General features: G+C 61.7%; 13 protein-coding genes. 4 read left to right on the top strand and 9 right to left on the bottom strand.

Going from position 1 to position 15,242, the window contains the following annotated elements; all coding sequences use genetic code 11:
- Positions 1-43: 43 nt before the first annotated feature.
- From M1D89_RS02185 to M1D89_RS02175, 3 genes are all read right to left on the bottom strand, one after another.
- The gene (locus tag M1D89_RS02185; protein ID WP_498647614.1) at positions 44-3,895 is read right to left on the bottom strand and encodes an NPCBM/NEW2 domain-containing protein; all 3,852 of its coding nucleotides are present in this window, start codon (positions 3,893-3,895) and stop codon (positions 44-46) included.
- A gap of 182 nt (positions 3,896-4,077) precedes the next feature.
- Positions 4,078-4,734, bottom strand: coding sequence for a response regulator (locus M1D89_RS02180; protein WP_498647612.1), 657 nt, complete (start codon positions 4,732-4,734; stop codon positions 4,078-4,080).
- Positions 4,731-6,011 (bottom strand): sensor histidine kinase, encoded by a 1,281-nt coding sequence (locus tag M1D89_RS02175; protein ID WP_498647610.1) that lies wholly within the window; start codon positions 6,009-6,011, stop codon positions 4,731-4,733. The genes M1D89_RS02180 and M1D89_RS02175 overlap by 4 nt, the downstream gene beginning before the upstream one ends.
- Positions 6,012-6,206: 195 nt before the next feature.
- Here M1D89_RS02175 and M1D89_RS02170 point away from each other — a divergent pair, with 195 nt between their 5' ends.
- Together M1D89_RS02170 and M1D89_RS02165 are read left to right on the top strand one after the other, a co-directional pair.
- Positions 6,207-7,286: an ABC transporter permease gene (locus tag M1D89_RS02170; protein ID WP_498647608.1), complete on the top strand. Its 1,080-nt coding sequence runs from the start codon at positions 6,207-6,209 to the stop codon at positions 7,284-7,286.
- Between the two features lie 23 nt (positions 7,287-7,309).
- A complete protein-coding gene (locus M1D89_RS02165) occupies positions 7,310-8,011 on the top strand; it encodes an ABC transporter ATP-binding protein (RefSeq protein WP_498647606.1) in 702 nt (233 codons plus the stop codon).
- A gap of 48 nt (positions 8,012-8,059) precedes the next feature.
- Here the strand turns inward: M1D89_RS02165 and M1D89_RS02160 are convergent, their stop codons facing one another.
- Positions 8,060-8,458, bottom strand: coding sequence for a winged helix-turn-helix transcriptional regulator (locus M1D89_RS02160; RefSeq protein WP_498647604.1), 399 nt, complete (start codon positions 8,456-8,458; stop codon positions 8,060-8,062).
- Between the two features lie 99 nt (positions 8,459-8,557).
- Here M1D89_RS02160 and M1D89_RS02155 point away from each other — a divergent pair, with 99 nt between their 5' ends.
- Positions 8,558-9,163, top strand: a complete 606-nt coding sequence (locus tag M1D89_RS02155; protein WP_498647602.1) for an NAD(P)-dependent oxidoreductase — start codon at positions 8,558-8,560, stop codon at positions 9,161-9,163.
- 5 nt (positions 9,164-9,168) lie between these two features.
- Here the strand turns inward: M1D89_RS02155 and M1D89_RS02150 are convergent, their stop codons facing one another.
- The 3 genes from M1D89_RS02150 to M1D89_RS02140 all read right to left on the bottom strand — a co-directional run bounded on the left by M1D89_RS02150 (position 9,169) and on the right by M1D89_RS02140 (position 12,409).
- Complete coding sequence (locus M1D89_RS02150) at positions 9,169-10,614, bottom strand: phytoene desaturase family protein (RefSeq protein WP_498647600.1); 1,446 nt, start codon at positions 10,612-10,614, stop codon at positions 9,169-9,171.
- Complete coding sequence (locus M1D89_RS02145; protein ID WP_498647598.1) at positions 10,607-12,124, bottom strand: glycosyltransferase family 87 protein; 1,518 nt, start codon at positions 12,122-12,124, stop codon at positions 10,607-10,609. Before M1D89_RS02145 ends, M1D89_RS02150 begins: the two co-directional genes overlap by 8 nt.
- 144 nt (positions 12,125-12,268) lie before the next feature.
- A complete protein-coding gene (locus tag M1D89_RS02140; protein WP_017197242.1) occupies positions 12,269-12,409 on the bottom strand; it encodes a hypothetical protein in 141 nt (46 codons plus the stop codon).
- Positions 12,410-12,751: 342 nt separating this feature from the next.
- Between M1D89_RS02140 and M1D89_RS02135 the strand changes: the two genes are divergently transcribed.
- Positions 12,752-12,976, top strand: a complete 225-nt coding sequence (locus M1D89_RS02135; protein ID WP_498647596.1) for a hypothetical protein — start codon at positions 12,752-12,754, stop codon at positions 12,974-12,976.
- A gap of 33 nt (positions 12,977-13,009) precedes the next feature.
- On the opposite strand, the gene M1D89_RS02130 is transcribed toward M1D89_RS02135, so the two are convergent.
- On the bottom strand, positions 13,010-13,591 hold the full coding sequence (locus tag M1D89_RS02130) for a histidine phosphatase family protein (protein ID WP_498647594.1): 582 nt from the start codon (positions 13,589-13,591) through the stop codon (positions 13,010-13,012).
- A complete protein-coding gene (locus tag M1D89_RS02125; protein WP_498647592.1) occupies positions 13,592-15,058 on the bottom strand; it encodes a CCA tRNA nucleotidyltransferase in 1,467 nt (488 codons plus the stop codon). It abuts the gene before it with no gap.
- Between the last annotated feature and the right edge of the window lie 184 nt (positions 15,059-15,242).

Below are 15,242 nucleotides of genomic sequence, written 5' to 3'. Positions count from 1 at the left end.
GCCCGGACGGAGGTGGCGAGCGACGGCGGTCCGCAAAGTCAGGCTAAGGAGCGCACGTGAACTTGGCATCACCCCAGACACCATGCGCTCCGTTGATGGATCCGGAGGGGTCCACCACCAATTCCACATACGCAGCACCCGTAAGATCCACGGACACCGATTCAGGGGCGAATCCCGGTGTGTACGTGCGCGACTGGTACTTGTTCACGCCGTCGGCATTGACCTTGAAGATGATGTTGCCGCCGAAGCCACTTTCAAGTCCAACCTGGGAGGTGAACGAGGTGCACTTGCCACCCAGGTAATAGGTGATCTTGGACGAAGCGTGGACGCCCAGGCCTTTGCTGAACACAGGTTGCTGACCGGTGGCAGGGTCCGTGTAATTGATGGCCAACGGTTTGTCCGGGGACGACGCCGAGTCCTTGTTCGCCACGTTCTTACCGATCACGCCGTAACCGTTCAAAGCTTGGACCCACGGCGTTTCAGAGGCGTATACAGAACCAACCGGAACGTCCGGCAGGGGCTGCGATGTCACCTTCCAATCGAAGAACTTCACCCGGGTGTCGGTAGGCAGGATGACGGATGCCAACTCTTTGGTGGGGTTGAGCCGAACCGTGTTGGAAAAGGCCTGGTACTTGTACTGCGTGTACTCTGGCGACGGTCCGTTGGCGTTATTGCGGCCTTGCTCGGACACGGCCACCACTGCCCCGTTGAGGACGGACGGCTGCAACCAGTTAGGGAAGAAGATGGACTGCTGCTCAGTGGTCCCATCCGCATAGGTCAGGGTCAAAGTCGGGCTCGTTCCGTTACCCACTGCGGCAGATCCAAGGACCGCCAAGTGGGTGCCCTTGCCCTGGACGGCGATGGTCTGGGCAGAGAGTGCTACTGAATTGGGCACGTCCGGTCCAACCGCAGGCCACATGTAGTCAACCTGCGATGGTTTTCCGGCGTCCACTGTTACCGTGCTCCCCGGCCGGACACCACCGGCAGGGACCGTAGCGGCAGCCAGCTGCTCGGCAGCGAAGGTAGCCCCTCCGCCGTCGAAGTTTCCGAGCGCCTTGCCCGCCACTGTAGTCACCGAAACGGTGTTGTAAGCGGCAGCCAAGGAACCGTAGGCGACGTAGATCTGGTTGCCGCCGGTCACTGTTTGCGTGCTGGAGTCAGAAGCAGCGTACGACGCCGAAACCCGCACAGTCTGTTGGCCAGCCTTGGCGCTGGTCCCCGGTTTGATGACGAACGTGGCGGTGGCCGTCGCGCCGCCTTCAACCTTGGCCGCGGTTGCTCCGGAGGAAGAAACCACTGTCCAGCCCTCGGGAAGAACCGGGGTCAGGACCACATTGCTCTTTGCCTTGGTTCCGGTGTTCACGAATGCACCTGTGACCGTGGTTTCCTGGTCCTGGAAGACCTGCTGTCCCGTGGTCACGCGAACTTCCGCTGCGCTGTCCTCCTGGCTCTTGCCGCCCAGTGGACCGGCCTGCTGGAGCTGAACCGTGGCTGACTGGTTTGAAGCAATGGAACCTGTCTTGACCCAGATGGTGCCGTTGTTGGCCTCATCGAAATACCAACCCGTGGTTGCTGCGGCGTAGGCGGCCTCTGTGGAGTGTTGCGCCAGCTTGGTGCCGCCGATCTTCACGTCCTTGGGCGCTGCACCCGCATGGACTTTCAATTCGTAGGGACGTGCCGCTGCCTTGCCGGTGTAGTCGCCCTTCCGCTCACCGATGGAGATCTTCACGCTGCTGTTACCAGTGCCCGGGGCGTCCACAGCGAAGAGCTGGCTGGAGGACTTGCCATCCTTGAATTCCCGGGTGACCTTGTCATCCTCGTAGAGAGTGAAGGTGTCCTGGCCCTTCGCATAGACGTCCAACGTGATCATGGAATCTTCCGGAACCAGAGACGCGTTACGGGCCACAATGCCTTGTGGGATCACTGCACCTGCACGAACGAACACCGGCAGCCTGTCCAGCGGTGCGCTGTAACCATTGAGGATCTGGCCGCCCTGGTAGAGCTTGCCGGTCCAGTAATCAACCCATTGCTGACCTGCCGGGAGGAAAATGCCATTGCGGACATCCGTCTGGGTGAAGACCGGTGCAACCAGGAAGTCGGAACCGAGCATGAACTGGTTGTTCGCCTCGGCGCCGTAGGACCATTCCTGGTCAGGGAACTCCAGTGCCATGGAACGCATCATGGAAACGCCTGTAGCCGACGATTCCTGGGCCAGGGTATAGATGAAGGGCATGAGCTGCTGGCGGAGCTGGAGGTACTGACGGTTGATGGCCGTCGCCTCATCACCGTAGAGCCAAGGACGCTTGTCAGTGGCAGCCCAGCCGGACATGGAGTACAGCGCCGGGGCGAAGGCCTTCCACTGGAGGTCCCGGACGTAGGACTCAGCGGAGCCACCGAAGATGCCATCAACGTCACCGGTGGTGAATGCCAAACCTGAGTTACCGGCGCCGGTGAGGGCGGAGATTTGCCAGCGGACGGCGTCGAGATTTCCTGAATGGTCACCCGTCCACTGCATGCCGCAGCGCTGCGAGCCAGCCCAACCTTCCACCATCAGCGACGTGCCGCGGGCGTCGGAGTACTGTTCAATGCCGCCGTGGGCAGCTTCGCAACCCGTGAGTGCCTGGCGATAACCCTGCCCCACCCAGGCGACATCGAGTTTGCGAAGCCTGACTCCGGCCTCGCCCACTTCGTATTCCTGGTTGGTCAAAGAGCGCTGCGTCCAGAGTCCCACTTTGAGGTCGGTTTCTTCCTCGATGTTGCTCACGGTTTCCGGAAGTTGCTGGTATTCACAGCCATAGCCGTCGTTGACCAGCATCCAGCCGGCGGGCATGTCATTCTCGACGAACTTCCGGGCAGTCTTAATGGCGTCCGGTGTGCGCTGCTTGGCGCCGTCCGGATCGCCGAAACCGGAGGAAGAATAGCCCGGGTTGGAGCGGTTGTAGCAGTCAGCATCGCCATACTCCAGGGCGTAGACCGGGGGCATCATCGGCTTACCGGTCAACGTGGTGTAGGCGCCCAGCGACTGCTTGTAGTCGCCCACGAAGTAGTAGGCGTCAAAGCGCTTTTCTTCGTGCGTGGTGGTTGGCTGGGCGCTGAAGTTGTAAGAGCCGCGCGCAAACGTGTCACGGAGGACGCCGTAGCCCTTGGACGACATGTAGTACGGCACGGCGTTGGGGTAGCCGTCGTCGTCCCAGTCGAAGTTCCTGGCAATGTTGATCAGGGCCCCGGTGTGGACCGAGCGGCCATTCTGCATGCCACCACCGATGAACTGCTCACCGTCCTGCTGGGCGAGGTGCTGCGTGGCCGAGTTGGCGCCGAAGGTGATGGGTGCGGACTCCTCCAGGACCAGCGAGCCGTCAGCCCTGAGAACACGGAGTTGGGTAGTGGCTTTGTTGATCTCGACGCTGATCTTCGCGGTCTTCAGGACCAGCCAGTCGCCGTCGGTAACTGTCGGGGTGATACCGGGGAACTTGTCCTTGCCCACCACGATGTTGGCGGTCCTGGCCGGATCGCCTTGGTCAGTATTGGCGGGGTCGGTGAACTTCCCGCTGGGGTCGGCTTCCAACCGGAAATTGCCGTCGTCCAGGAATGTGACGCGGATGGCGCCTTTTTCTGCGGAAAGGTCGACGACGTTGCTGGTCTGGGTGAATCCGTTCACCGCTCCGAGTGGTACTCCAGCGGCGTCCACAGGGACCTCGGGGGTGACGGCCTTGATGGCGGCGGGGTCACCGGGAGCGGCATTGGCAGCTGAGGCAAAGGTGAGTGCGGGGATGGTTCCGGCGAGGAGCAGCGAGGCGAGGCCGAGGGAGGCGGCCTTCCGGGCTAGCGAACCTTTTCTGGTGTGTCCGGAGCTGTTGGGGACAGCACCGGACAAGCCCAAGGAGGGTATGGACATGTGGGGCCAACTTTCGACGAGTGACTGTTTGTGATCTAACTCATAGCGAAACGTGCACTAATCGTCACTGCAAATGGGCGAAAGGTCAACCGTTTCACCAAACTTCCTTACCCAACTAAGTCGCAGTTCAGGTCGCTTTGAGCCCTGATAACGACCTGAACTGCGACCCAGTTGGGCGCAAGTTAGCGACCCCGGATGATCCTGCGCTGCGTCGCTACGGCAATGGCAGCGGTTCGGTTGTCGACACCAAGCTTCGAGTAGATGTGCACCAAGTGCGTCTTCACCGTGGCCTCGGAAATGAAGAGTTGCTTGGCAATGGCACGATTGCTCATCCCGGTCGCCAAGAGCTCCAACAGCTGGACTTCCCGGGCGCTCAAAGCCGGCGAAGGATTCCGAATGCGGCCCATGAGCCGCGCCGCAACCTCAGGTGCCAGTGCGGTTTGACCCGCCGCCGCGGACAATACTGCTTGTCGAATCTGTTCCGGCGGGGCGTCTTTGAGCATGTAGCCGCTGGCACCCGCCTCCACCGCAGCGAGGATGTCGGCGTCGGTGTCGTAAGTCGTCAGAATCAGCACCGGTGGCGGGGGAGTACCGGCCTCGCCTGCCTTGATCTTTTCCGTAGCTGTCACGCCGTCCATGCCGCTGCCCATCTGCAGATCCATGAGCACCAGGTCCACGGGCTCGCCGAGGGTGTGCAGCCTGCTGAGTTCCACCAGGGCAGCGTCACCATTCGCCGCTTCAGCCACCACCGTGACACCCGGAAAGTCGGCGAGCATTGCCCGCAGCCCCGCACGAACTACCGGGTGGTCGTCCACCAGCAACACACGGATATCACTCACGCAGCACCTTCATCCGACGGCAGCGGCACGCGAATCGCAACCACTGTCCCTTCACCGGGTGCGGACTCGATCTCCAAGCGGCCGTCCAGCGCGGCCAGCCGTTCCCGCAAGCCCTGAAGTCCGACGCCGGTCCCGTCGCCACGCGCTGGACCCACCGCCGTCGACGGTTCGAAACCAACACCGTCGTCGAAAACGTCCAAGGTCACCTCCTCGCCGAGGAAGGACAGGGTCACGACGGCGGCGCGTGCCTGGGCGTGCGCCCACACGTTCGCGAGGGAAGCCTGGGCGGCCCGCAGCAGGGTGGTCTGATACGTGTTCGGCAGTTCCATAGGCGTACCCACCAGCTCGAAGCGGCAGCGCAACGCAGATCCCCGTGCAGCAGCCTCGGTTTCCGTTTTCCCACAGAGTCGGCGGAGGGTGTCCACGAGTCCCGACTCCGCAAGATCAGGCGAACGCAGTCCGCGAACGAAGCTGCGCGCTTCAGCCAAATTGGCCGACGCCGTGTCCTGTACCGTCCGCAACCGCTCTTTCGCCGCAGTCGCGTCACCGTCATCCAAAGCTTTCTCCGCGGACCTGCCCATCAGGACGATGCTTGAGAAGCCCTGGGCCAGGGTGTCGTGGATTTCCCGGGCAAGCCGTTCACGTTCAGCCAGCATGCCGGCGTCGTGCTGGGTTCGGGCAAGTTCTGCCCGTGTTCTGCGAAGCTCGTCAGCAACAGTGCGCTGGTTTTCAGCTTCGAGGAACAAGGCACGGTACGCCAGCCCTGTAACCACCGCGAAGACGGCCCCGAACACCGGTCCCAGGATCATCGCCAGCTGCAGGCCGCCGCCGGACGCTCCCCGGCTGTGGAACCACAGGGTAGCCACCAGAAGGGCCGTGCTCACCGCAATCGCGGGGAGTGCCAAACGCCGGGGGAGCACGTGCAGCTGCAGGAAAAACAGGGGGAAGGCCACCCATGCGAAGTCGCTGCTGACCAGGAGGAGCAGCAGCCATACGAGCATCACCGCGCCCAGCCACCAACGTGCGTAGGGTGTGGGATTGAAGCGCGTCGCGTCACTTGCATGACGCGTTTCCAGGAGCGTGCCACTGAGATACACCAGCGCCAGTAAGGCCGAAAGCCCCAGTCCCGCGGCCACGGCCAGAGCCGACGGTGCCCCGCTGGTTCCCATTCCCGTCAGCAAACGGACAACGGCAACCAGTAGCAGAACCGCGAAACCGACATGCAGGCTCACGCGCAGCACGCGGAGGATTGTGGCGGCGCCAACAGGAGACTGCATGCCTCCCAGCGTATCCCCGACGTTCCTCTCTGAACCCGCGTTTCCGCCGCCTGAAGCCTGAATCAACCATTCGGTTGATCGTCAGCTCAACCCCACGATGCCAGCCAATCCATCCGGCTCCCGATGTCCCTTCGACGCATCGCCGGAAGAGTTGATATGGACGGGATCAAGCCCGCATTGAGTCGAAGGAATCCGATGTTTCTTGCCATCCGCGACATCCGTTTCGCCAAGGGCCGTTTTGCCCTCATGGCTAGCGTCGTCGCCCTGATCACCTTGTTGCTCGTCATGCTTTCCGGGCTGACGGCGGGCTTGGGCAACCAGTCGACGTCGGCCATTGGGGCCCTGCCCGTTCAGCGGATCGTCTTCGGCGCACCTGCCGGCGGGGAGCCGAAAGCGTCCTACACGGAGTCGGAGGTTTCCTCCGCGCAGCTTGAAGCTTGGCGGAAACAGCCAGGCGTTACTTCGGCGCAGGCACTCGGAATCAGCCAAACGCGTGTCCAGTCGCTAGGTGCCGGTGGCGGACCGAGCGGTACGGCGAACATCGCCGTCTTTGGCGGGGCAACGGCTCCGGCAGCTGTGGAGGGCGGGACGGTGGTGATTGGCGAAACCCTGGCCAAGGAGCTGTCGCTGGAGGCCGGCAGCCTGGTCCGGGTGGGTGGGAAGGACCTCACCGTGGCCGAGGTTGTGGAGGACCAGTGGTACTCCCACACCGTAGTGGTCTGGACGACGCTCGACACGTGGCGGAAAATCGCGCACGCGGCCCCTGGCACTGCAACTGTTGTCGCCGTGACTTTCGACGGCGGATCTTCGGTGGACGTCGACGGCGCCAACGCGGCGGCTGGCACGGTCAGCATGGACCCCGTGGGTTCCTTCCAAGCCTTGGCCTCGTATAAGAGTGAGAACGGGTCACTTATGCTCATGCAGGCATTTCTTTACGGCATCTCAGCCTTGGTGATCGTCGCGTTCCTGACTGTGTGGACCGTGCAGCGCACGCGTGACATCGCAGTCCTCAGAGCCCTGGGAGCTTCGTCGGGCTATGTTCTGCGGGATGCTCTTGCCCAGGCAGCCCTGGTTCTCCTGATCGGTGCCGGGGTGGGCGGACTGATTGGCGTGGCGGGCGGATTCTTCGCGGCTCAAGCGGCACCCTTTCTGATCACACCTATGACCACGCTGATTCCCATAGCAGGGATCGTCCTCCTCGGCTTAGCAGGGGCTGTGCTGGCGGTCAGAAACGTCACCAAGGTCGATCCACTGCTTGCCCTCGGCGGCAACTAAGAATTCCCTGAAAGGCATACATCGTGAATAGGGCACTGAACCTCAACAACATCTCCCTCGAATACCCTGACGGTGGCTCCACCCTCAAGGCACTGGACGCCGTCAACCTCAATGTCCGCAAGGGTGAATTCCTCTCCCTTGTGGGTCCTTCCGGATCCGGCAAGTCCTCACTCCTGGCCGTCGCCGCAACTCTGGTCGAACCTACGGCGGGACAGGTCATGATCGACGGACAGGATGTGTCCGCCCTTTCGGAGGCCGAACGCACAGCCCTCCGACGGGACAAGGTGGGCATCATCTTCCAGCAACCCAACCTCCTGCCGGCACTGACCGCCGTCGAGCAGCTGCTGATCCGCGAACATCTGCGGGGAAAGCCCGTGCGCGACGAACGGGAGAACGCGGCGGAACTACTGAACGTCGTCGGCCTGTCCGGGGCGGCGCACAAGAGGCCACACCAGCTGTCCGGGGGCCAACGCCAAAGGGTGAATATTGCGAGGGCCCTCATGGGAAACCCAACTGTCCTTCTCGTCGATGAACCAACGGCTGCACTCGACCACGGGCGCAGCGAGTCGATCGTCCGCCTACTCCGGCAGGTCACGGATGAATTCCAGACGGCCACCATCATGGTCACTCACGACACCGAGTTCCTACCTCTCACCGATGCCGTCGCCACAATGCGCGACGGACAAGTCAGCCGCGCGCTGGTCCCGTCCGCTCAGCCCAACTAGGTCGCAGTTCAGGTCGTTCCCAGCGTTCAGAACGACCTGAACTGCGACCTACTTGGGGGAGCCGAGGAGAGCTTCGTCCTGTGCTTCGTCGTAGGCGTCACGCGCTTCGAGAATGGTGGGCACATGACTCTCGGCCCAGTGGCGCAACATGGTGAGCGGCCTCAGCAGGGACTCGCCCAAAGCTGTCAGCTGATACTCCACCCGCGGCGGTACCTGTGCGTAGACGGTCCGCGTAATCAGGCCGTCGCGCTCCAAGGCACGCAGTGTTTGCGTCAAGACCTTGGGAGTAACTACGTTCACCATTTTGCGCAGTTCCGAAAAGCGGACCGGCCCGTCACCGAGCACTTGAATCACCAACGAAGCCCATTTGTCGCCGATGCGCTGGAAGACCACCCGCGAGGGACAGTTGGGGTCCAGGATGTTTCCGGGGAGTTCAGTATTGTCCACGAGGTCAGTATCCCTAAGGTAACTAGGTTCCTTTGAAGCTATCAGTATCCGCTGGATACCGTTGGCGTTGTTGTAAGGATACCAACCTCAAGGAGAGCTATGAAAATCGCAGTCTACGGCGCAACCGGTATGGTCGGCAGCCAGATCGTCAACGAATCCATCACCCGCGGCCATGAGGTAACAGCCATCTCCCGCAAGGGCGCTGAGGTTCCTGGAGCCGCTGCCCAGGCAGCCGATCTGGCCGACGCCCAAGCATTCGCCTCCATCGCCCAGGATCACGACGTCGTTGTGCTGGCTACGGGCCCCAGCCGCACCGGCGGCGACCATGGAGAGTGGCTCGACGCGATGGCTTCCGCCTACAGCAATGCCGAAGGAACGCGGCTCATGATCGTCGGCGGCGCCGGCACCTTGGAGATTGATGGCGTCCGCCTGCTCGATTCCCCCGACTTCCCCGAGGCCTACAAGGCTGAGGCCACTACTGCCGCCAAGGCCTTCGAAGCCGTGAAGCAGACCCCGGAGACCATCGACTGGACCGTCTTGGCTCCCGCTCCCGTCATCCAGCCGGGTGAGCGCACGGGTGAATACACGGTTGCCAAGGATTCACCGGCCGGCAACAGCATCTCCACGCAGGACTACGCAGTAGCAATGCTGGACGAGATCGAGAGCCCGGCTCACCGCCGCGCCCGCTTCACCGCCGCTAACTAAACGTCCTAAAGCCCAACGCCCAGCCCGGGTACTCGCATCTTGAATATGTCTTTGAGGGCATATCTTGCCGCGTGGTACCCGGGCATTCCCGTAACCCCGGGACCAGGCGGCGTTGACGAGGAACACAGGTACACGCCCTCCATAGGAGTTCGCCATGGCACGTTGGACACAACCGGCCGTTGCACCAGACCACGCAAGTCCAACAGGCCTGCACTGAAGTCTCCACCAACATAGTTCTCGTTGTAGGCGGACAATTCCGCCGCCGTCGTGGTCTTTGATGCCACCACCACGTCCCGGAAGCCTGGCGCGTAACGGTCAATTCGTGCCGTGACAGCTTCGGCCATGTCCACCGTCGAATTGGCAGGCACGTGGCAATACGACCACAAAACGTGTCGGCCTTCAGGCGCGCGCGTCGAATCCACCACGGATGGCTGGGACACCAGGACATAAGGTTCCGTTGGATGTTTGCCCATGTCCACCAGGTTCTCGGACTCTGCCATTGCCCGCCGTGAGCCACCAACGTGGACGGTTCCGGCGCGTGCCAATCCGGAATCACGCCAGGGCACAGGTCCGGACAGGATGAAGTCCACCTTGCATGCTGCATTCCCGAAGCGGAATGCCTCAAGTGCACGACGGTAGCGGTCGGGAACTTCCGAGCCACCCAACCGCGCCAGAGTTGGCGGGGCAACATCCAACAGAATGGCCTTCGCGGGTCGGACCTGATCCAGCGAATTCACGCGTTCACCCACATGGATGCTGCCGCCGTGCGCTGCGAGATCGTCGGCCATGGCCCGTGCAATGGACATGGAGCCACCAACAGGTATCACCCAACCGCCAGCGTGGGCCAGGATGCTGAGCAACAGCCCGGCACCCGTTGAGCTAAGGGACGGCTGCGAGCCGAGGGCATGCGACATCACACCAGTCAGTAGCGCAGGAGCGGCTTCTTCCCGGAACCGGCGCATCCAAATCGGGGTCCCCTGATCCAGCGTCGCCAATCCAAACCTGACTGCCGCCAACGGATCGTTCGGAATGCGCAGGAGTTGGTTTGACGTAAAGTCCACCACCCCGTCCACCCGCTCCAGCAAGGGTTCAAGTAGCCGACGGTAGGCGGGTCCATCGACACCCAACTCCTGCACTGTGCGATCCAGCGACTGGTAGGCAAGGGCCGCACCTCCGATGTCCAATGGCGTGCCGTGCTGCACCTCCGGCACCCTCAGGTCCACGCGCTGCGACAACTCAAAGGCGCGGAAGAAGGGCGAAGCCACAGCCATGGGATGCACTGCCGAACAGACGTCGTAAAGGTAGCCGGGTTCGATCAATTCACTGGTCCGCGACCCCCCACCGATCGCATCAGCTGCCTCGTAGAGATGGACACTCAAGCCCGCGCGGGCCATAACCACTGCGGCGGCCAGGCCGTTGGGCCCGGCGCCGACGACGGCGACATCAACCATCGCTGTTTACCTCCATATGCTGGGGTGCTTTGGGATCGGTATTCTCCACCGCAGCCCGTGGACGCCACGGCAGCACCGACCGGGAGGGGCGTAAGACGTCGAGCCGTAACCAGTCCCGGGCGCCGTCGAATGGTCCACCATGGGGATCGTCCTGGCCCTGCGCGCGTAATGGATCCTGGGCAGGGTCCCAAAGATCCATGACCACCCGCGTCATGAGATATGCCGTTGCGACCATATGCAAGCCCACCGCCAGAACGTAGTAGGACATATCAATGTTGTGCTGGACGGAACCGCCACTGGTCGTTTGGCCCAGATACATCCAGACGGCCGCCCAGTGCAGCCCCTCGACAGCTTGCCAGATGAGGAAGTCGCGCCAGCGGGGCCGGGCCAGAGCCAGGAGCGGTATGAGCCAGATGACGAATTGGGGAGAGTAGACCTTGTTAGTCAGGATGAACGCGGCAACTATCAGGAACACCAGTTGGGCCAGACGGGGTCGCCGTGGGGCATACAAGGCCAGAGCACCAATAAGTACGCATGCAAGGACGAACAGGTACAGGGCCAGCGTGTTAATGGTTGCGCTGTCCACCTGGGCCCACCGAACCCTGTCCGCCACCAGGTTGTAAGCGAACCAAGGCGAGCTGTAGCCGGCCGGTCGGTCCTGGCTGTAGTCGAAAAAGTATCGCCAGCCCGACGGGTTCATCGCCGCGATGGGCAAATTCACCGCCAGCCAGGATGCTACGGCCGCACCAGCGGTGATGAAGAAGGCTCGTAGCTTGCCGGTTCGCAGACTCAGTACCAGCACGGCACCGAGGATGAGGACCGGGTACAGCTTGGTGGCTGTGCCCAGCCCGATGCACACACCGGCCAGAATCAGCTTGTCCCTGGAGAAAAAGTACATCCCCAAGGCCAGCAGCCCCACAGCCCACATGTCCCAGTTGATGAATCCGGCCAAAATGATCCCGGGGGCTACGGCCACCATGGCGGCGTCCCAAGGGCGGCGCCTATTGACTCTTGCAGTCAGGAGGACCGTAACGATCCAAACCGCAACGATGAGTGTCGCGTTGACGTCGAAGTAGCCCAGGAGTCGTTCGTTCCCCATCCCCTGGCCGGGCACCAATGAAGCTGTCACACCGGCGATGATGCCCATGAGCACCGGATACTCGAACAGGCTGCCCTGGGTGAAGAAAGGAAATATGCCCTCGCCGAGACCGCGGTTCCGGAAGAGCTCAGGGAAGTCCGAATAGCAGGTTGCATAGAACTGGCCGGGAGTCTCCCATCCACGAACGCGGCAGTAATCCTTTGCGAGTACCGCGAGCAGTGCAGCCACAACGGTGAGGACGATCAGGACCCGTTCCACAGTGAACGGTCCAGGCGAAATCTTGCCGGGTGAGGAATGCTTGCCCAAGGGGCCGCCCACCAGTTCCGTGAAGTTCCGAAGCAGGGCGTCGCTGCGGCTTGGAACCACAAAGCGGGCACGTTTTTGTAGCCGGTGAGGCTTCGTCTCCTGCATGGGATCGAGCTTACAGTCCTGCGAGGTTCGAGGGTTGGCGGTCCACCGCGTTAAAGGGGAGGAGCCCACGCGTAGCCGCGTGGGCTCCTTGAGGTTCAGCATGAATGTGTGGCACCTGAACTCCTTCGATCTGGCTGAAGGGAATCAGCGGATGAGTCCCATCTGGTGCAGGACAACGTAGACGTCTTCACGGCGCTGGTCCAGCAGCTGGCCGTTGAACAGGGTGCGGTCCTTGGGAGCATCGGTGCTCTTGTAGAAGCGCATGTCTTCGGGGCGTTTTCGCATGGTTCACCTCCTTTCGCAAAAGAAACAATCGGAACTTAGGCACAGCAATTAGAGCCATATGAATTCAAATGAAATCAAGGCCTAAATAGGCATAAATAGCCGATGGTAATAAGGGGATTGCGGACAGAACCAAAAATGGTTCATCGTGCAATAGCGCGTGCTTCCGGCAGTCGACCCAACAAGAAGCTGGTTCCGAACTATGGGGAAACTGCGCACCCGCGGCATGCTGCGTGGGTCCGCGCCTACAACTGACTACTCAGCCATCCAAAGAAAGGAAGGCCGCCAAGAACACCGCCGGCGACAAGCCGGTCCGGTAGTTCAGGAGTGGGTCAGAGAGCAAAAATGGCGTCGATCATCAGCAGAGGCCGGGGTAGCGGTGACGGTCAACTTCCGTCCGCTAGTCAAAGTAATCATTTTTCCCAACCTCCTTTTCTGGCTGATAAGCAGCCTGCTGTGGCATTGTTCCAGCTGACTGAACCGGAGAATGCGCGCCTCGTTCCCGGCGGGTCGCTCTGGGAACAAGATATAAGCTACCTCATGAAGAAGGAGTTTGACCAGCGAAATTAGCTATTTCACCAAAAGTTTTTCTAAATTCGTGTTTTAGAGTCCCCAACGCACAATTGCAGGCGTCCGCTTATCCCAACCAAGGGTGCAGACCTTCGCCGTTCCAAGAATGAAGTGCCGGCCTTCGCGGGCATCCATTTCGAGCCAGCGGGCGGTGAGGATCCTGGAGAAATGACCGTGGGCCACTATCAAGACGTTGTCCATTCCGGATTCCAGGACGCGTCCAATGATTTTGTCCGCCCGGGCAGCCACTTCATCCAGGGTTTCCCCGTTGGGTACGCCATCAGTCCAAATGAGGTAGTCCGGGTTGTCCTTGCGGATCAGGTCAGAGCTGATGCCTTCGTAGTCGCCGTAGTTCCATTCGACGGCCAGCGGCTCATGGACGGCCTCCGGGTAGCCCGCGAGTTCCGCCGTGCGGCGGGCGCGACGCAGTGGCGAGGTCAGGACGAGGTCGAAGTCGATGCTTTCCAGCACCTTGCGGGCTTCAACAGCCTGCTGCTCACCCTCAACAGTGAGGGGAAGGTCTGTCAGGCCGGTGTACTGACCGCTCTTGGACCATTCGGTCTCGCCGTGTCGAAGGATCCAGAGTTGCGGACGCGGGGAAATGGCACCGTTCAATTAGGACTCCTCAGTTTCGGTCAAAGGCTCGACGACGGCGGACTCGGGTTGCGCTTCCCACCATGCCAAGAGTTTCCGCTCAGCTTCCTCGGGGGACAGTGGTCCATGTTCCATGCGCTCCTCCAGAAGGAACTTGTAAGCCCGCCCCACCACGGGGCCGGGCTTGAGTCCTAGGAGCGCCATGATCCGCGCTCCATCAAGGTCCGGCCGAACGGCTGCCAGCGATTCCTGCTCCATGAGCGCCGCAATGCGATGCTCAAGGTCATCGTAGGCGAAGGATAAACGGTCAGCCTTGCGCTGGTTACGCGTGGTGACGTCGGATCGGGTGAGCCGGTGCAGGCGTTCCAGCAGGGGTCCGGCGTCGGTCACGTAGCGGCGGACTGCGGAGTCGCTCCAGCCGGCATCGCCGTAGCCGTAGAAGCGCATGTGCAATTCGACCAGGCGGGAAACGGCTTTGATGGACTCATTGTCGAAACGCAACGCCTTCATCCGCTTGGCTGTCAGCTTGGAACCCACAACGTCGTGGTGGCGGAAGCTCACCGCGCCGCCCGGTTCAAAGCGGCGCGTAGCCGGCTTGCCGACGTCGTGCATCAACGCAGCGAACCGCAGCACAAAATCGGGGCCGGGCACGGGGCCGTCAGGACCCGTTTCCAATGCGGCAGCCTGCTCAAGGACCTGCAGCGAGTGCTGGTACACGTCCTTGTGCCGGTGGTGTTCGTCGGCTTCGAGACGCAGGGCGGAAACCTCAGGGAGCACGAACTCAGCGAGCCCTGTGTCCACCAGGAGGTCGATGCCTACCCGCGGGTGCGCTCCGTTAATGAGCTTGACCAGCTCTTCCCGGACCCGCTCAGCGGAAATGATCTTGATGCGGTCAGCCATCTGCGACATGGCGAGCCGAACGTCGTCGTGAACCGACACGCCCAGCTGGGAAGCGAACCTGGCCGCGCGCATCATGCGCAGGGGATCGTCGGAGAAAGAGGCCTCCGGGGCGCCTGGCGTGGCGAGCTCGGACGCGTGGAGATCGCGGACGCCACCGAAGGGATCGACGAGTTCCAGGCTTGGCAGCCGCAGCGCCATGGCGTTGATGGTGAAGTCGCGGCGCAGCAGATCGTCGGTCAGGGAGTTGCCGAACGCTACCACCGGCTTTCGCGAATCGGGGTCGTAAGCCTCGGCGCGGTACGTGGTGACTTCGATCTGGAAGCCATTCTTCTTCATACCGATGGTGCCGAAGGCGCGCCCGATTTCCCAGAAGTTGTCCGCCCACTTCTTGATGACGGAGATCGTCTGGTCCGGCGTGGCGTCGGTGGTGAAGTCGAGGTCCGGGGATGTCCTCCCCAAGAAGAGGTCGCGCACAGGTCCACCCACCAGGGACAGCTCAAAGCCGGCATCGACAAAGCGCTGCCCGAGGTCGAGCACCACCGGATCGATGGTGAAGTTAACTGAAGAGCTGTCCAATACGTGCGCCATAGTCCCTTAAGCTTGGCAGATTTTTACTCAGCATTGGGCCACTGTTCCATGCGAAATCAGGCATGCGTCCGCGGACCATCTCCTGCAGTCCATCTTGTGGCCATGTCCCGGTCATCACTCGAGGGCAAGAGTCGTTAGAGTGGACCTCATGGCCAACCCGATCCCGAGCGCTCCTGGCAGGAGG

Source organism: Arthrobacter sp. D3-18, assembly GCF_054408525.1.
Note: the sequence above shows the minus strand (reverse complement) of the source record. Positions and strands in the feature narration are given on the sequence as shown.